Raw genomic sequence first — 15,882 nt, 5'->3', positions numbered from 1 at the left:
CCGGCGGCGGTCTGGGGGAAATGTTGAGGTCGGGGCGGAGCCGCCCCGGGATCGGGAAGGTTGCCGCTGAGTTGCAGACGTCTCCTCCGGCCCCCGAGGGCTAAGTCGCCTCCGGGCAGGGCCGAACTACCCGCTGTCAGGACCGCTTGCACCGCCACCGAGCAAGGAGAGCGCTATGACCACCGTGTTGTCGCCCGAGATCGTCGTCGCCGACTCCCTGGCCGAGCGCTGCGACCGCTGCGGCGCCGCCGCGAAGCTCGAGCTCGCCCTCGCGGGCGGAGGCGGCCTGGCCTTCTGCGGCCACCACGCCAACAAGTACGCCGACCGGCTCGTGCCGGTGTCCGTGAAGGCCACGGTCGAGAACGGCTTCGCGTGGGCGGGGCAGTCTCACCCGGCGTGACCCTCTGACCCGATCCGCCGCGATATGATCACTCCCTCACGGTTGGGCCGAAAAGCCCATATTTAGAGGGGTTCCACCGGTGCAGATCGCGGCGCACGACGTGGGCAGGTTGTCCCGGCTCGCCGCCGGGACCACCGGTGTCGCCGTGGCGATCTCCGGTGTGCTGAGCCTGGTCCTGAACTCCCCGGGGTCGAGTCCCCGAGAGGCTCTGACGGCGAGCCCGGCGGCTGCACTGATGGCCGCCGGGCTCGCCCTCTTTCTGTCGGCCCTGCCCGCTGCCCGCCCGGCGCTGCGGAAGGCGGCGTACGCGCTCGCCGCCGTCGCCGCGGCCCTCGGCGTCGCGGCCCTGCCCCGGCATCCGGCGGCGGGCGTCGCCACCCTGCTGGCCGGGCTCGGCCTGGCGTGTCTCGACCTGCAGGTCCAGCGCCGGGCCGGCGACCCGGTGCGCTACCGGGTGGCCGATCCCCTGCTCGCCGGCAGCGCCATCATCGCCCTGGTGGCACTGGTGCCGCGAATGTTCGCGCCCACCTTCCCCGGTGGGCGGGGGCCGGACAGCGTGATGTCGCCGTACCACGCGGGAGCCCTGTTCGCCCTGGCCGTCGGCATGGTGCTGGCGCGGCCCGAGGCGGGTCCGCTGCGTACCGATGACACCGCCGGACCGGGCACCAAGATCCGCCGGCTGCTGCCCGCCGTGATCGCGGTCCCGGTCATCGCCGCGCTCGCCAGCGCGCTCGCCGTCCGGACCGGGATCAGCAAGCCGGTCGCCGCCATCAGCACCGGCGCGGTGCTGGCCGCCCTCGCCGTCGTGGCCCTCGTCGGCTATCTCGTGCGCTCCCTGGAGGGCGCCGACCGCAAACAGCGCGAGCTCCTCGCGGAGCTGCACGAGCGGCGCGAGTTCGCGGAAACGCTGCTGCAGTCGATGAACGAGGCGGTGATGGTGCTCGACGCCAACCACCGGGTCATCGACGTGAACCGGCGTTGGCGGGAGCTGACCGGCGACGCCGAGCCGCCCGGCGACGATCCGCAGGACCTGCCGCCGGCGGGCACCCAGGACTGGCTCATCCACCGCGCCGACGGCACCGACGTGCCGGTGCTGGCCACGATGGCCGCCATTCCCGACGCGGCCGGCCGCCCGCGCGGCTACGTCGCCACGTACGTCGACATCACCGACCGCAAGCGCGCCGAGGACGAGCTGAGCAGCCACGCCGCCGAGCTCGAGACCAGCAACCAGCGGCTGCGCGAGGCGCTGGCGTTCAAGAACGACCTGACCTCGATGCTGACCCACGACGTCGCCCAGCCGATCAGCTCGATCGCCAGCCTGGCCGAGCTGCTGCACGCCGACTGGGCCGACCTGCCGGACGACATCCGGCTCGAGCTCGCCTCGAAGATCGACAAGAACACGCACCGGCTGATCAAGATGATGAACGACCTCCAGCTGCTGTTCCGGCTGGACACGGGCGCGGTCACGGCCCGGCGCACGCCGGTGCCCGTCCGCGAGGTGGTCGCGTCGGTGACCGCCGAGCTCGAGTGCGACGGCGACGTCGAGGTGACGGTGGACGAGGACGTGTCCGCCCTCGCCGACCGCCAGCACGTGTGGCACGTGGTGCGCAACCTCATGACCAACGCGCTGGCCTACGGCGAGGCCCCGGTGCAGGTACGCGCCACCCGCGACGAGGAGACCGTCGTGCTGGTCGTGCAGGACCGCGGCGGCGGCATCCCGGAGGAGCTGATACCGAACCTGTTCGACCGCTTCATGCGCGGCGCCGGGCTCGGCCTGTTCATCGTGCGCCACCTGGTGGAGGCGAACGGAGGCTCGGTCCGCTACGAGCGGGCCGAGCCTCGTGGTGCGCGGCTGGTCGTGACCTGGGAAGCCGCCTCCCTGTAGGCGGCTACCAGCTGCCGCGCTCCTCCTCGTTGATGACCCCGTCGCCGCGGCCGTCGCGGGTGCCCATCACCTTGCCGCCCATGCGCGCGGAGGCGGACGTCTGGTCGCTGTTGCGCACTCCCGCGGCACCGCCGCTGACCGTCGGGGAGCCGTGGATCCGGCGGCCCGGGGCGAGTACGTCGTCGAGGTCGTGCGGGTCGTCGATGCCCGGGGCCGAGGTGATGTCCACCCGGGTGCCGGCGATCGAGGCGCCCAGCGGGGCCGTGTCGGCGTTCGGCCGCAGCTTGCCCAAGCTGTCGGGCCGGGCGTTGCTGAAGTCGCCGGCGCTGGTACCCCAGCCGGCCCCCGGCCGGGACCGCCCGCCGCGAGCGCGGCCGGCCACCGAGGCGGGCGAGGCGAAGGCGCTGCCCGTCATGTTCTTCGAGCTGGCGCCGGAGAGTCCGCCGGTGTCGCCCAGCTTGCCGGTCTCGATCAGGCCCTTGAAGGTGTTCAGGTCGGCCTTGAGGCGCCGGCTCAGCGTCTCCTGGCCGTGCCGGTCGCTGGGGAGCAGGAAGGCGACGTCGGCCTCCAGCTGGGCGACGATCTGGGTACGGGTCTCGCCCATCGGCCGCAGCGTGATGGTCTCGGCGAGCCGCGGCCCGTCCACCGTCGTCCAGGACACCCGTTCGTCGAGCGAGCGCTCGGTGATCTGCGCGTCGAACTCGCGGCGGTGCCCGTCGACCTCCATGACCCAGTGGGTCTGGTCGTGGCCGATGGGGGTGACCTGCTCGACCCCGGTCATGAAGCGCGGGTAGTTCTCGAACGCCGCGAGCTGCTCGTACACGGTGTGCAGCGGTGCGCTGATCTCGACGGCCTGCTGAACCATACTCATCGCATCTCTCCCATGCTGAAGTGCTGGCATGACAGAGAGTACGGATCCGATTACACCTCGCGTCTGGTTTCCCGTCAGACCCGGCGCAGGTACTGCCAGGCGCCGACCTCGGCGGCGTACCGGGCGTCACTGGCGGCGACCAGGGTCACGTTCGCCTCACGGAGCATGGCCACGACGCGCGGCGACGGGCTGCGCCAGGCCTCGCTGATCTCGACCACCGTTCCGGTCGACCGGCAGGCCGACGCGAGCGCGCACAGGATCCCCGGCGTCACGGCGGCGTCGTCGATGCCGACCTGCCCGAGCAGGCTGAGCGGCCGGGCCAGCTGGGTGGGGGCGTAGCGGGAGGCGCGCTCGAGTCCCTTGACCGTGGCGCCCACGAGGATCTCGGCCACCTGGTCGGGCACGAGCCGGCCGGCGGCCAGCATGGCGCGAACCTCGCGGGCACCGGCCGGGCCCTCGGGAAGCGGCAGGCGGGACACGGCGACCGAGACCGCCTCGAGGTGACCGAGGTCCGCGGGCCAGGCCAGCCAGCCGTCCTCCTGGACGACCTCCACCTCGGCGGCGACGCGGAGGGTCAGCTCCGTACGCTGCCGCGCCCGGCGCACCGCATCGGCGTACGCCGGCAGCCACGTCGTGTCGGGGCCGACCTGGTCGGCGAAGGTCAGCGCGGTGAGCCCGGCCCGGTCGGCGGCGGAGACCACCACCCCGACGCTGTCCCGCCCGGCCGCGAAACCGGTGTGCACATGCGCGTCGGTACGCAGATCGAGGGCGGCCGCGGGCGCGGCGAGGATGGTGCCGTCCATGACCGATTCGCGCTCTGCACCCACGATGTCTCCCCGGCGACTTCAACGGACGAGCTCCTCTCGTCCTGGGGGAAACTCTGCGGCCACGGTGTTGTGGACCGGGGCCGCACCAGGTGCATTACGGGTGCGCGCCCGATCACGATTGCGGCGATCGGGACACGCCCTCGTTCTCCGGCAGTCAATATTTCCTAGTGCTGCCGCGCTCGCAGCAACTATTTCGCACTTCTCGCGCACCCCGGCGACATCTCCCCCTCGGCAGCCTTTCCATAAGCCCGACGAAAGGGATCTGTATGAAGCGCCGACATCAGCGCACGAACCTCGCCCTGCTCACCGCCGGCGCGCTCGCCGGCCCGGCGATCGCCGCGGCTCCGGCCGTCGCAGCTCCCGCTCCCGAGGTCGCCGCCACCGGCACGGTGGTCACCGCCGGCACCGCGCTCAACGCGCGCAGCGGCCCGTCCGCGACCAGCGCCCGGACCGGCACCGTCGCGAACGGCACCACCGTCTCGATCGTCTGCAAGATCGCAGGTCAGTTCATCAGCGGCACGGTGAAGAACACCGGCTACTGGGACCGCCTGACCGACAACACCTACATCTCCGACGCGTACGTCGAGCGAGCCGCCACCGAGATCCCCAAGTGCACCGCGACGACGCCCCTGCCGGCCGTCTCCGGTGTCTGGATGCTCCCGGTGACCGCCGGCCTGGTGAGCGACTTCCGCACCGTCCAGCGCCCCGCCCACGACGGCGTCGACCTGGGCGCCACCCGCAACACCCCGGTCCGCTCGGCCAGCGCCGGCACGGTCATCCGCGTGGTCTGCAACGTCTCGCGCGGCACCTGCGACACGGACGGCAACAGCACACTCCGCGGCTGCGGCTGGTACGTCGAGGTCCAGCACCCGGGCAGCATCGTCACCCGCTACTGCCACATGGTCCGCCGCCCGTCGGTCACCGTCGGCCAGACCGTCGCGCGCGGCTCGATCCTCGGGTACGTGGGCACGTCAGGCTCGTCGTCCGGGCCGCACCTGCACTTCGAGGTGCACGTGGGCGTACCGGCAACCCGCGAGAACGCGATCAGCCCGATCCCCTTCATGAAGGCCCGCGGCCTGACGATCAGCTGACTCGGCGGGCGAGCAGGAAGTGCTGGGGAGTCGTCTCCGGCTCCTCGGCGGGCCGCCCGCCCCAGAACACCGCCTCGAAACCGGCCTCGGCCGCCCGGCGCCGCATCTCCTCAGGGGACATCCAGTACGCGTCGAACTCGATGCCGAGGTCGGTGCTGCGGCCCCGCCGCTGATGGGTGCCGTCGCCCACCTGGGACGCGGTCACGAAGTAGCCACCCGGCTTGACCACCCGGGCCAGCTCGGCGAAGGCGACCGCCCGGTCGTCGGGAGTGAGGAAGAGCAGGGAGTACCAGCAGACCACGCCCGCCAGCGAGGCATCCTCGAACGGCAGATCGCGGAGGTCCGCCTCGTCAAAGGAAAAGCCCGGGTAGTCGCGTCGGGCGACGCTGACCATCCCGGGTGAGAGATCGACCCCGTGCGGCGAGAGACCGCGCGCGGCCAGGTAGGGCTCGAGCCGGCCCGTCCCGCAGCCCACGTCACCGATCGTGGTGCCCAGGCCCGCGGCGAGCGTCAGCTCGCAGAACAGGCCGAGCACCGCCCGCTCGGCGGGCATGCGCTCCAGATGATCGGCCAGATGCTCCACATAGAACTCTGCCAGCACGTCGTGTGCGGCGCGCAGTTCGTCGGTCTTGTCGTCCACCAGCGGACCTTAGCGGCTCAATCCGGCTGGGGACTCTCTCGGAACATGTCCGACACCGCCTGCACGGCCTCGTCGTTGGGCGACGCGGCCTCGCGGTTGACGGCCTTCAGCTCGTTGTAGACCTCCTCGCGGTGCACCTGCACGTCGCGAGGGGCCTTGATACCGATGCGAATGACGTCGCCGCGCGCCTCGAGGACGGTCACGACGACGTCATCGCCGATGATCACACTTTCGCCGGCCCTCCTGGTCAGCACCAGCATCGTGGCTGCCCCTTCTCCATCCGTGGACAGGACATTGCATGCCAAACTCTTGTCAGTAGGCCTTGCGCATGACGGCACGGACAGGCATGTTGCTCCCGCTGAGCACAACCTGCATCGCCCGGCGGCTGTCTCGGTCCACGATGATCGGCGCGAGAAGATTCGCGGTCGTGTCGTCGACGCCAGCAGTGATGACGACCATGACCAGCAGCCGGTCCGGGTCCTTGGTGTTCAGGGCCGCCAGAACGTCGTTCTCGATCTCCGGTGCGTAGTCCGGAAAGAACGGCTCGGGCGGTGCCACCAGGAAACGCAGATCCGGGTCCTGAACGGACGTGAACGCGAAGAGAAGGCCCTCTTCGTTCAGGCGGACCAACACGAACTGCCGATGCGCCGGGAAGCCGGGCATAGGCACGGCCATGTCGATGATCGGCATGTCCAGCTGGGTGTCGGTCATGGTTGCCCCAATCGGTCGGGACGCGGTGCGAGTACTCATGGTCACCTCAGGAAATCGATGAGCGAGGGCTGGATCACCTTGGCCCCGGCGGCCAAGGCGGCCTGGTACGACGTCTGCTGAAGCTGCATTTCCATGATGGTCTTCGGCAGATCGATATCCTCGATGTCGGAGAGCTGCGACGTCACGGACAACAACCGGTCCTGTGCGGACTCCTTCATCTGCGTAATCCGATTGTATCGAGATCCGATCTCCGAAACGGCCGATTTCAGTTTGTTTCCGGCCTTGTCCAGGTTCTGCAAGTCGGCCGACAGCTGGGTCTTGTTGCCGGCGCGCAGATCAGAGGCAATTGTCTCCAACGTCTTGAAGAGCCCAGTCGCGTCGTCCCCGAACGCCTCGGGTCCCGTCATGTCCACGCGTACCTTGACGCCGTTGCCGACAGTTCGCGAAACGCTCGTCTTGGCGGCGTTCGTGGGGTCGTAGGGGTTGCCTGTGAACTTGCCCGTGGTTTCGTCGAACGCAGCCGGATCGGACGTGTTGCCGCCGAAGACCGGGCGGTCCAGGTAGCGCGTGTTGGCATAGCCGATCAGGGCATCCCGGATCTGATCGATCTCGAGCGCCAGCGCCTCGTTGGCCTGAGTCCCGTTGGTGGCGGTGTTGAGGCCCTGCACGGTGAGGTCGCGGGCGCGGTTGACCAGGCTGGACGAGCTGGTCAGGGTGTCCTCGATGGTGCCCAGCCAGCCGAGGCCGTCGTCGGCGTTGCGGCTGTACTGCTCGCTCGTGCGGGCCTCGGCGCGCAGTTGCAGAGCAGACACCGTGCCGGCTGGCGAGTCCGACGGCCGGTTGATCTGCTTGCCGCTGGACAGCTGGTCCTGAATCTGGCCACCCTTGGCGAGATTGCGCTGGAGATTGGCCAGCACCCGGGTGTGGATGCTGCCTTCGGTGACTCTGCCGCCGCCAATCATGGATTACCCCTTACCTTCCGACCAGACCGGTGCGGTTGATGAGCTGGTCGAGCATCGAATCGATCGTGGTCAGAACCCGGGACGCGGCTTCGTATCCGCGCTGGTATGTGAGGAGGTTGGTCATTTCCTCGTCGAGGTTGACGCCGGCCTCGCCTTCGCGGGCCGCGTCGACCTGCTCGGTCACCACGGACTGGATCTCGGCGCGGCGGGCGGTGCCCTGCGAGTCGACGCCGAGCTTGCCGATGACTCCCGAATACTCCCGGTCCGGGCCGTCCGGGTCGTCACCGATGTCGGCGATCGAGTCGGCGACCGAGTTGTCCAGCGTGCCGGCCGTTGCCGAGATCGCCACCTTGTCAGGGTCCTTGACGAGCACCTTGATGTCCGCGGCCGTCGTACCGCTGAAGAAGTCCTGGCCGGTGGTGCCGTCGACGCTGTAACCGAGGCGGTGCTTGGCGTTCACTGAGTCGATCAGGTTCTTGGCGACGGAGTCGATGTCGGCCGAGAGGTCCGGAATGATGTTGGTCATCACGTCCATGGCCGCGCCGACCTTGCCGCCCGCCTTGATCGGCTCGTCGATGTCGACCCACTGCAGCTGCACCGGGTTGCCTGCCTGATCCTCCAGCCGCTCCGCGCCGACGAACTCCACCTCGCGGACGTTGGTCCCGGTGACGAGGTTCTGGCCGGTGATGAAGACGTCCATGCCACCGTTCGGCCGCTTGGCCGCGGAGGCGCCGGTCAGCTCGGCGAGCCGCATGGCCAGCACGTCACGCTGGTCCTCGAGCTCGTTCACGGTCAGGCCGGACGCGTTCGCCTTGATGATGCTGTCGTTGAGCTGGGCGATCGACTTGGCGGTCCCGTTGATCTCGTCGACGTAGGCGGTCATTTGGCTTTCATTGATCTTCCACTGCCGCGCGAGAGCCTGGTGCGAGGCGTTCAACTGGTCCGCAACCGTCGAACTCTGCTGAATCAGAGCGGACCGTGGAGCTGCCAGTTGTGGGTTGTTGGAAACGTCGTTCCAGTTGCCCCACATGTCGCGGAACTGGGCGGCCAAGGCGGTGTCACCCGGCTCGGCGAAGGTGTCCTCGATCGCCACGTACGCCGCGCTCTGGGCCTTGAGGTAGGAGTCGTTGGCGTGCTCCGAGCGACCTCGGTTTTCCAGGTACTCGTCGCGCAGACGCTGGACGTCCGTCACCGCGACACCGGTGCCGAGGCCGTCGGTCCGGGCATACATCGCCGCCGAGAGGGAGCCCACCTGGGAGTTCATGTTGACGCGCTGCCGGGTGTATCCCTCAGTGTTTGCGTTCGCGATGTTCTGCCCGGTCACGTCCAGACCGCGACGTTGCGCGTAGAGAGAGGTCAGTGCGGTGTTGATACCGCCGAAGCTGCTGGGCATCAGATCGCCTCATCCACCAGGCTGGGGCGGCGCACGCCGCCGGTGACGGTTTGGCCCTGCGGGCCATACGTTTCCACGGTTCCGGCGAACGCGAGCATGGTTTCGCGAGCCGCGCGCTGACCCGCGGTGAGCAGGTCTCGGTTCGTCTCGGCCATGCTGCTGATCTCCGAGGTCAACGTGAGGAACGCCTTCCGGTGCTGGTGCAGCAGATCGGACCAGGGCGCCGGCGCAGCGTCCGCGAGCTCACCGAGCGATGCCTCGACGTTGAGTCCCAGTTCCTGCGCGACCGCCTGGGCGTAGGCGGCCCGGGCGACCTCGGTCTGCCGGATTTGGTCCAGGACCACCTCTACTTCGCGGGTGGCGTGCGCGAGCCAGCGGGAGCGGTTCGAGGCGAGCAGCAGCTGCTCCTCCTCCAGCTTGAACAGCAACAGTTCCAGCAGCTCCCGTGAGCGCCACAGGACGCTGGACAGGTCGGTCAGGCTCACCGGCTCCTCCGTCTTTTGCGGGCGTTGCTCTGCGCTTCATCGATCACGTCGGCACCAGGTGAGCGTCTCTGAGGACTTGTAGCGGCTTTGGTAGCGGACCGGTGCGACCGGGTTTCCGCGTTCCCGGGACGGGCCGTGAAGAAATCTCAAATACTTCTCAAGGCTGGAGGGACCCGGCCGATCACTAGTGGCGTAAGCAAATCGGCTCACGGATGGGCCGGCCAGAGACCCCACTCAAGGAGGAAATTCAAATGGGTCTTCGCATCAACCAGAACATCGCTGCCCAGAACGCCTACCGCAGCCTCTCGGTCTCCGACAACCAGATGTCGAAGTCGCTCGAGAAGCTGTCGTCGGGCTTCCGGATCAACCGGGCCGCGGACGACGCCGCCGGTCTGGCCATCAGCGAGGGCCTGCGCAGCCAGGTCGGTGGCCTCAAGGTCGCCGTCCGCAACGCGCAGGACGGTGTCTCGGTCGTGCAGACCGCTGAGGGTGCGCTCAACGAGGTGCACTCGATCCTGCAGCGCATGCGTGACCTGGGCGTGCAGGCTGGTAACGACTCCAACAACGCCGAGGCTCGCGCCAACATCGCGACCGAGGTCAACAGCCTCACCGAGGAGCTGGACCGGATCGGTTCCTCGACCAACTTCAACGGCACCAAGCTGCTCGACGGTTCCGCCAACGGCAACGGCAAGCTGACCTTCCAGGTCGGCGCCGACGGCAACGCCAACAGCGAGATCACCGTTGACCTGTCCGGGGCGAACATCAAGTCCATGGTCGGCGACCTCAAGAGCGCGGTGGTTCCGGGTGGCCTGACCAAGGACATCGACACCACGAAGCTGGACAACAACACCTACACCTTCAAGTCCGTCAACGGTGCCAACACCACGCAGGTGGATGTGACCGCTACCGGCCTCAGCAGCGCCAACACGATCGACGAGGCCGTGGCGGCATTCAACGCGAACGCCGACTTCGCGGCGCACTTCTCCGCGTCCGTGACGAAGGACCCGTCGACCGGCAACTCGATGGGTATCCAGATCCGGGCGAACGACGGTGGCACGGTCACCGCCACGCACGGCAACGGTGCGTTCACCGCCGCCACTCCCGGCGTCGGTGCGGGCCTCAGCTTCGTCGACCACGACGCGGCTCAGGAGTCGGTGAAGGCGATCGACGCCAAGATCAAGGCAGTGTCGACCGCTCGCGCCAACCTCGGTGCGTACCAGAACCGGTTCGAGCACACCATCAACAACACCAACGTCGCCATCGAGAACCTGTCGGCGTCGGAGAGCCGGATCCGTGACACGGACATGGCTCAGGAGATGATGTCCTACACCCGGTCGCAGATCCTCACCCAGGCCGGCACCGCCATGCTGTCGCAGGCCAACCAGTCGCAGCAGGGCGTTCTCTCCCTCCTGCGCTGATCCGACGTGGTGATCCTCTCGTCGTAGCGAGGACCACCACAGCGGGAAATCGCTCAGTCAACCGCAGAGACAACCGAATAGACGGGCGGTCGGCGACATCGCCGGCCGCCCGTCACGTTCCAGCCCGACCGACGGAGGGATCAGCGCCATGGCCAGTGTCGACGGCCTCATCAGCGGCATGAGCACCACGGACACGATCAACCAGCTCATGAAGATCGAGGCGGCTCCGCAGACGGCGCTGAAGACCAAGGTTGCCACCGCGAACAAGGTCGTCTCCGCGTACCAGAGCGTGAACAGCCGGCTGTCCAGCGTCGCCACGGCGGCGAAGGCCCTCGGCAGCTCGGACACCTGGGGCGGCATGAAGGCCACCTCGACCTCCACCGCGGCGGCAGTGTCCGCCAAGCCCGGAGCAACTGCCGGGTCGCTCACCTTCCGAGTCGACAGTCTCGCGACGACACATACCGTGACGTACTCCGACGCCGACAAGTCAGTCGCTTCGTTGAGCGCAACAGTGTTGTCCGGCGACACCCTGAAGATCAAGCTCGCCGACGGCACCGACAAGGACCTGACCTTCACGACCGACAAATCGCTTCAGGCAGTCGTCTCCAAGATCAACGAGACGTCCAACGCCGCGTACAAGGCGTCAGCCGTTCAGGTGGCGCCCGGCAAGTACAGCCTCCAGCTGACCGCGAAGACGAGTGGCGGAGCGTCAACCTTCCCACCGCCGACCGGGATCGACGCAAGCATCCTCGGCGCCGGGAACACCACCATCGCCGGCGCGAATGCAAAGCTCACCGTCGGCACCACCACCCCGTACTCGATCGAGTCTGCGACGAACACCTTCGCCGACGTGCTGCCCGGTGTGACCGTCACCGCCGCAAAACTACAGGCCGCCGCTGACCCGGCCGTCACCATCGACGTGACGGCGGACGCCGAAGGAATCGCCGCCAAGGTGCAGGCCCTGGTCGACAACGCCAACGTGGCGCTGTCCGAGATCGCCTCCCAGAGCAAGATCAAAACCGGTGAGGTCGCGGCCGGCCCCCTGGTCGGCGACAGTATGATGCGCCAGCTCAGCCAGGACATCCTCGGCACCGTCACGGGCGGCGCCGCCGGGCTCGGATCGAGCGGCGGAACCGCCAGCTTCACCGAGGTGGGCGTCTCGGTCGACCGCAGCGGCAAGCTCACCTTCGACAAGTCCAAGTTCCTGGACGCCTACAAGGCGGATCCCGCCCGGACCCAGAAGTTCTTCGACTCGTACACGGAGAAGGCCGGCGGCACGGCCGGCAAGTTCGACCCCGGCTACGACACGGCGACCGGGCTGGGCCGCAAGTTGGAATCCCTCTCGCTGATCGCCACGGAGGGCGTCGCGGACCCGACCGACTCGAAGAAGCCCAAGCTGGGCACGATCCAGGCCCTCATCCAGCGCAACAACAACACCATCAAGAGCCTCAACGACCAGGTCAGCGAATGGGACAACCGCCTCGAGCTGCGCAAGACAGCGCTGCAGAAGCAGTTCTCCGGCCTCGAAGTCGCCCTGGGCAAGATGCAGCAGCAGTCCTCCTGGCTGGCGGGTCAGCTCGCCGGCCTCGCCTGAGCGGAGCTCACTTCATGACCAACCCTTCTCCGGCCATGCGTGAGCGCTACCTCGCCGACGCGACCGCCACGGCCTCTCCGGCCAAGCTTCTCTTGATGCTCTTCGACCGGCTGATCCTCGACCTCACCCGTGGGGAAGAGACACTGCGCGCCGGCAACCGCCCCGAAGCCAACGGCCACCTGAAGCATGCTCAGGACATCATCACCGAGCTGCACGTCACGCTCGACGTCGATGCCTGGGAGGGCGCCAAGGGCCTGGCCGCGCTCTACACCTTCGCCCAGACCGAGCTCGTCATGGCGAACGTCCGCGGCGACATCGAGAAGGTCACCGACATCCGAGAGCTCATGGAACCGCTGCGCGACACCTGGCGCGAAGCGGCGATGGCCGTCGCGGCCGCCGAGGGCTGATCCACCATGGCCGACCAGTGGCGGCAAGCCTGGATCGAGGCGCTCGACGAGATGGAAGCGGACGTCGAGGCCGTCGAGCGGATGATCAGTGAGGAACACCGCGCCCAGGAACTGCCGCTCGCGAAGCCCTGGGAGCCACCGGCCGGCCTCGGCCCGCTGCCGCTGGACCTGAAGCCCCGCGCGGACTTCATCCTGACCCGGCAACTCGAGGCGGCCAAGGCAGCGGCCCTGGCGATCACCGCCAACCGCCGCCAGACCGCCTTCGCAAGCCGCGTCGAGGTAGGCACTCCCGGCAAACAAGTTCCCACCTACATCGACTGCGCCATGTGACACACCAGAAACCCGGTGCCCTTTCCAAGGGCGCCGGGTTTTGCGTGCAACCGGGCAGCAACCGTTCCACGCTCAGCGGATCCGCGGACGGGCCGAAGCGAAAGGTACGAGCAATGGACTGCTCGGCCAGGAAGCCAAGGACCGGCGCCCTCGCACCACTGGGAAGGAACCGCCGTCGTGTTCGATGACGTCGCATCGTCCTCGCTCCGCGTCGCAGTCGCCGGCCTGTCCGCCCGGCAGAACGCCATCGCCAACAACATCGCGAATATCGAGACCCCCGGCTACCAGGCTCGTAAGGTCAAGTTCGAGGAGGCGCTGAGCAGCGCCGTCGCCAACGGCCAGTCGCCCTCGACGGTCACGCCGAGCGTGCAGAACTCGCTGGAGCCGACGCGGCTGAACGGCAACAACGTCAACCTGGATGAGGAGACGCTCGCGCACATCGACACCACGATGCGCTACCAGCTGACCGTCCGCGCTCTCGACGCCAAGTACGGCCTCATCCGCGACGCGATCAAGGGGGCCTGACCTAGATGAGCACCTTCAACGCGATCGGCGTGGCCGGCACCGGTGTGACCGTCTACCGCAAGTGGCTCGACGCCGTGTCGGACAACATCGCCAACATCGACAACGTCACGCGCACGTCGGAGAACGCCTTCCAGGCTCGCTACGTCGTGGCGCAGGAGGCGGCGGACGGCAACGGCGCCCAGGTCGGCGGCATCGCCTACGGCAGCGCCGAGGGCCGGCTCTCCTACGAGCCGGACAACCCGCTGGCCGACACCGAGGGCTACGTCCGCCGGCCCGACATCGACCTCGGCACCCAGATGGCCCAGATGATGATGGCTCAGCGCTCGTACCAGGCGAACCTCTCGGTCGTCGACCGGGCCCGCGAGTCGTACCAGGCCGCGATCAACCTCGGTAAGGGCTGATCATGACCTCGCCGATCAGCGCGCTCGGTGCCGTCAGCGGCCTGTCCGGTGTCTCGCCGATCACCGGCACGTCCGGCACGTCCGGCGCCGGGCAGGTCAGCGGCCCGAACACCGACTTCGCCGGCATGTTGTCGAAGGGGCTGGAGAGCGTCCAGGCGTCCCAGTCCAAGGCGAGCGACCTGGCCGTGCAGGTGGCCAACGGCACCCTGCAGGACCCGGCGCAGTACACCATGGCGTCCACGGAGGCCGCGCTCGGCCTTCAGCTCACCATGGCGATCCGGAACAAGGCTCTGGAAGCCTTCCAGGAGATCATGAGGATGCAGGCCTGAAATGACGGACCGTCTCCCCGCGCCCGTACGCAAGGTCGGCGACGCCTTCAAGTCCTTCACCCCCGGACAGAAGGCCGTGACGATCGCGACGGTGCTCGCCCTCGCGATCGGCGGCTACTTCTTCGCCACGTGGGCCTCCACGCCGTCGTACTCCGCCCTGTTCAGCAACCTGTCGAGCAAGGATGCGAGCGCGATCGTCGAGTCGCTGCAGAAGTCCGGCACGCCGTACGAGCTGGCCAACGGCGGCACCACGATCATGGTGCCCCAGGACCAGGTGTACGACCTGCGCCTGCAGCTGTCCGGCGAGGGCCTGCCCGGGGACTCGGACACCGGCTACGCCCTGCTCGACCAGCAGGGGATCACCACCAGCGACTTCATGCAGCACACGAACTACCAGCGGGCGCTGCAGGGCGAGCTGGCCAACACGATCAAGGCGATCGACGGCGTCGAGGCGGCCACGGTCAACCTCGTGGTCCCGCAGAAGGACGTCTTCGCGGACGACGCGAGCAAGACCACCGCCTCCGTCCTGGTGCGGTCGTCGCCCAACAAGCCGCTGTCGACCCAGACCGTCCAGGCGATCGTGAACCTCGTCGCCTCCGGCGTGGAGGGCCTCGACCCGACGAACGTCACCGTGGTCGGTGCGGACGGCAAGGTGCTGTCGGCCGGCGGCGGGCAGGCTGTCGCCGCCGGATCGGAGAGCGGCGCCGACTCCCAGACCGTCGCCTTCCAGAACCGGCTCAACTCCTCGCTGCAGAACATGCTCGACGCGGTCGTCGGCCCGGGCCACGCCGTCGTCACCACCACCGCCGAGCTCGACTTCGACCAGACCTCGACGACCACGGAGACGTACTCGTCGGACCCGTCGGTCGCCGCGCTCTCGGAGAGCATCAGCCGCGAGGCGTACAACGGCAACGGCAACGGAACCGGCGGCGTGCTCGGCCCGGACAACGTCCAGGTGCCGAACGCCGCGGGCACGGCGGGCACGGGCCAGTACGAGAACAGCACCAACGTGCGCAACAACGCGGTCAACAAGACCACCGAGGCCCGCAAGAGCGCTCCGGGCAGCATCAAGCGGCTCAACGTCGCCGTCCTGCTCGACGCCACCACCGCCGGCGCGGTGAACCAGGCGGACGTGCAGCAGCTGGTCAGCGCCGCGGCCGGCATCGACCCGAACCGGGGTGACACGGTCGCGGTGAGTGCCATGGCGTTCGACACCAGTGCCGCCACCGCCGCCCAGGACGCCCTGGCCGCCTCGGTCGCGGCGGAGAAGACGGCCAAGCAGACCTCGCTGATCAAGACGGCCGCGATGGCCCTGGTCGTCCTCTTCCTGATCTTCCTGGCCTGGCGCTGGAGCCGGAAGCAGAAGAAGCGCAAGGCGTTGACACCGGCCGAGCTCAAGCACCTCGAGGACATGCAGGCCGCGCTGGAGGCGCAGCGCCTGGCCGAGCTGAACGCCGCGATCCCGTCGCCGGCCATCGAGGCCGCTAACCACGTTCACGAGGCGCTCGAGGAGCGGCAGCGCGAGATCGAGCAGATGGTCGAGGACCAGCCCGAGGAGATGGCCGCCCTGCTTCGGGGCTGGCTCGGCGCCAGCCGCTGACCCGACCCGACCC

At 68.5% G+C, this 15,882-nt stretch carries 19 protein-coding genes; 11 read left to right on the top strand and 8 right to left on the bottom strand.

All coding sequences use genetic code 11. The features are described from left to right. Positions 1 to 175 precede the first annotated feature (175 nt). Both AB0J80_RS01760 and AB0J80_RS01755 read left to right on the top strand, forming a co-directional pair. Positions 176 to 400, top strand: a complete 225-nt coding sequence (locus AB0J80_RS01760) for a hypothetical protein (protein ID WP_364699180.1) — start codon at positions 176 to 178, stop codon at positions 398 to 400. 79 nt (positions 401 to 479) lie between these two features. Next, positions 480 to 2,285, top strand: a complete 1,806-nt coding sequence (locus tag AB0J80_RS01755) for a PAS domain-containing sensor histidine kinase (RefSeq protein ID WP_364699178.1) — start codon at positions 480 to 482, stop codon at positions 2,283 to 2,285. A gap of 4 nt (positions 2,286 to 2,289) precedes the next feature. On the opposite strand, the gene AB0J80_RS01750 is transcribed toward AB0J80_RS01755, so the two are convergent. After that, a complete protein-coding gene (locus tag AB0J80_RS01750) occupies positions 2,290 to 3,156 on the bottom strand; it encodes an SRPBCC family protein (RefSeq protein WP_364699176.1) in 867 nt (288 codons plus the stop codon). Positions 3,157 to 3,230: 74 nt separating this feature from the next. Continuing rightward, complete coding sequence (locus AB0J80_RS01745) at positions 3,231 to 3,983, bottom strand: hydrolase (RefSeq protein WP_364699174.1); 753 nt, start codon at positions 3,981 to 3,983, stop codon at positions 3,231 to 3,233. Positions 3,984 to 4,249: 266 nt separating this feature from the next. On the opposite strand from AB0J80_RS01745, the gene AB0J80_RS01740 reads away from it, so the two are divergent. Beyond that, positions 4,250 to 5,074, top strand: coding sequence for a peptidoglycan DD-metalloendopeptidase family protein (locus AB0J80_RS01740; protein WP_364699172.1), 825 nt, complete (start codon positions 4,250 to 4,252; stop codon positions 5,072 to 5,074). On the opposite strand, the gene AB0J80_RS01735 is transcribed toward AB0J80_RS01740, so the two are convergent. From AB0J80_RS01735 to flgN, 6 genes are read right to left on the bottom strand one after another with little or no spacing between them, the layout of a single operon-like run. After that, on the bottom strand, positions 5,067 to 5,714 hold the full coding sequence (locus tag AB0J80_RS01735) for a methyltransferase domain-containing protein (RefSeq protein ID WP_364699170.1): 648 nt from the start codon (positions 5,712 to 5,714) through the stop codon (positions 5,067 to 5,069). The genes AB0J80_RS01740 and AB0J80_RS01735 overlap by 8 nt on opposite strands. Positions 5,715 to 5,731: 17 nt before the next feature. Further along, positions 5,732 to 5,974, bottom strand: a complete 243-nt coding sequence (csrA, locus tag AB0J80_RS01730; protein WP_364699169.1) for a carbon storage regulator CsrA — start codon at positions 5,972 to 5,974, stop codon at positions 5,732 to 5,734. A gap of 52 nt (positions 5,975 to 6,026) precedes the next feature. Next, entirely contained in the window at positions 6,027 to 6,425 is a 399-nt protein-coding gene (locus AB0J80_RS01725) for a flagellar assembly protein FliW (protein WP_364699167.1), read from the bottom strand. A 41-nt stretch (positions 6,426 to 6,466) separates the two neighbouring features. Next, positions 6,467 to 7,387: a flagellar hook-associated protein FlgL gene (flgL, locus tag AB0J80_RS01720; protein WP_364699165.1), complete on the bottom strand. Its 921-nt coding sequence runs from the start codon at positions 7,385 to 7,387 to the stop codon at positions 6,467 to 6,469. Between the two features lie 10 nt (positions 7,388 to 7,397). After that, positions 7,398 to 8,780, bottom strand: a complete 1,383-nt coding sequence (flgK, locus tag AB0J80_RS01715; protein WP_364699163.1) for a flagellar hook-associated protein FlgK — start codon at positions 8,778 to 8,780, stop codon at positions 7,398 to 7,400. Beyond that, entirely contained in the window at positions 8,780 to 9,265 is a 486-nt protein-coding gene (flgN, locus tag AB0J80_RS01710) for a flagellar export chaperone FlgN (RefSeq protein WP_364699161.1), read from the bottom strand. Before flgN ends, flgK begins: the two co-directional genes overlap by 1 nt. A 251-nt stretch (positions 9,266 to 9,516) precedes the next feature. Between flgN and AB0J80_RS01705 the strand changes: the two genes are divergently transcribed. The 8 genes from AB0J80_RS01705 (at position 9,517) to fliF (ending at position 15,869) form a co-directional block, all read left to right on the top strand. Beyond that, the gene (locus AB0J80_RS01705; RefSeq protein WP_364699159.1) at positions 9,517 to 10,683 is read left to right on the top strand and encodes a flagellin; all 1,167 of its coding nucleotides are present in this window, start codon (positions 9,517 to 9,519) and stop codon (positions 10,681 to 10,683) included. A 148-nt stretch (positions 10,684 to 10,831) separates the two neighbouring features. Next, complete coding sequence (gene fliD / locus AB0J80_RS01700; protein WP_364699157.1) at positions 10,832 to 12,277, top strand: flagellar filament capping protein FliD; 1,446 nt, start codon at positions 10,832 to 10,834, stop codon at positions 12,275 to 12,277. A gap of 14 nt (positions 12,278 to 12,291) precedes the next feature. Continuing rightward, positions 12,292 to 12,684 (top strand): flagellar export chaperone FliS, encoded by a 393-nt coding sequence (gene fliS, locus AB0J80_RS01695; protein ID WP_364699155.1) that lies wholly within the window; start codon positions 12,292 to 12,294, stop codon positions 12,682 to 12,684. Between the two features lie 6 nt (positions 12,685 to 12,690). Further along, positions 12,691 to 13,014, top strand: a complete 324-nt coding sequence (locus tag AB0J80_RS01690) for a hypothetical protein (RefSeq protein ID WP_364699153.1) — start codon at positions 12,691 to 12,693, stop codon at positions 13,012 to 13,014. 177 nt (positions 13,015 to 13,191) lie between these two features. Beyond that, entirely contained in the window at positions 13,192 to 13,539 is a 348-nt protein-coding gene (locus AB0J80_RS01685) for a flagellar basal body protein (RefSeq protein WP_364699152.1), read from the top strand. A gap of 5 nt (positions 13,540 to 13,544) precedes the next feature. Next, on the top strand, positions 13,545 to 13,940 hold the full coding sequence (locus tag AB0J80_RS01680) for a flagellar basal body rod C-terminal domain-containing protein (protein ID WP_364699151.1): 396 nt from the start codon (positions 13,545 to 13,547) through the stop codon (positions 13,938 to 13,940). A 2-nt stretch (positions 13,941 to 13,942) separates the two neighbouring features. Beyond that, positions 13,943 to 14,269, top strand: coding sequence for a flagellar hook-basal body complex protein FliE (locus AB0J80_RS01675; RefSeq protein WP_364699150.1), 327 nt, complete (start codon positions 13,943 to 13,945; stop codon positions 14,267 to 14,269). A gap of 1 nt (position 14,270) precedes the next feature. Then, positions 14,271 to 15,869, top strand: a complete 1,599-nt coding sequence (fliF, locus tag AB0J80_RS01670) for a flagellar basal-body MS-ring/collar protein FliF (RefSeq protein ID WP_364699149.1) — start codon at positions 14,271 to 14,273, stop codon at positions 15,867 to 15,869. Positions 15,870 to 15,882 lie beyond the last annotated feature (13 nt).

It is taken from the genome of Actinoplanes sp. NPDC049548, assembly GCF_040676695.1.
Classification (GTDB): domain Bacteria; phylum Actinomycetota; class Actinomycetes; order Mycobacteriales; family Micromonosporaceae; genus Actinoplanes.
The sequence above is the reverse complement of the archived record's forward strand: the minus strand, read 5'-3'. Positions and strand labels throughout refer to the sequence as shown.

Bases quoted from the DNA above. Each gene is read 5' to 3' on its own strand.
- AB0J80_RS01690 (WP_364699153.1), top strand. From the start codon at position 12,691: ATGGCCGACCAGTGGCGGCAAGCCTGGATCGAGGCGCTCGACGAGATG.
- AB0J80_RS01680 (WP_364699151.1), top strand. From the start codon at position 13,545: ATGAGCACCTTCAACGCGATCGGCGTGGCCGGCACCGGTGTGACCGTC.
- flgK (WP_364699163.1), bottom strand. From the start codon at position 8,780: ATGCCCAGCAGCTTCGGCGGTATCAACACCGCACTGACCTCTCTCTAC.
- AB0J80_RS01750 (WP_364699176.1), bottom strand. From the start codon at position 3,156: ATGAGTATGGTTCAGCAGGCCGTCGAGATCAGCGCACCGCTGCACACC.
- flgL (WP_364699165.1), bottom strand. From the start codon at position 7,387: ATGATTGGCGGCGGCAGAGTCACCGAAGGCAGCATCCACACCCGGGTG.
- fliS (WP_364699155.1), top strand. From the start codon at position 12,292: ATGACCAACCCTTCTCCGGCCATGCGTGAGCGCTACCTCGCCGACGCG.
- AB0J80_RS01740 (WP_364699172.1), top strand. From the start codon at position 4,250: ATGAAGCGCCGACATCAGCGCACGAACCTCGCCCTGCTCACCGCCGGC.
- csrA (WP_364699169.1), bottom strand. From the start codon at position 5,974: ATGCTGGTGCTGACCAGGAGGGCCGGCGAAAGTGTGATCATCGGCGAT.
- fliD (WP_364699157.1), top strand. From the start codon at position 10,832: ATGGCCAGTGTCGACGGCCTCATCAGCGGCATGAGCACCACGGACACG.
- AB0J80_RS01760 (WP_364699180.1), top strand. From the start codon at position 176: ATGACCACCGTGTTGTCGCCCGAGATCGTCGTCGCCGACTCCCTGGCC.
- AB0J80_RS01725 (WP_364699167.1), bottom strand. From the start codon at position 6,425: ATGACCGACACCCAGCTGGACATGCCGATCATCGACATGGCCGTGCCT.
- fliF (WP_364699149.1), top strand. From the start codon at position 14,271: ATGACGGACCGTCTCCCCGCGCCCGTACGCAAGGTCGGCGACGCCTTC.
- AB0J80_RS01675 (WP_364699150.1), top strand. From the start codon at position 13,943: ATGACCTCGCCGATCAGCGCGCTCGGTGCCGTCAGCGGCCTGTCCGGT.
- AB0J80_RS01705 (WP_364699159.1), top strand. From the start codon at position 9,517: ATGGGTCTTCGCATCAACCAGAACATCGCTGCCCAGAACGCCTACCGC.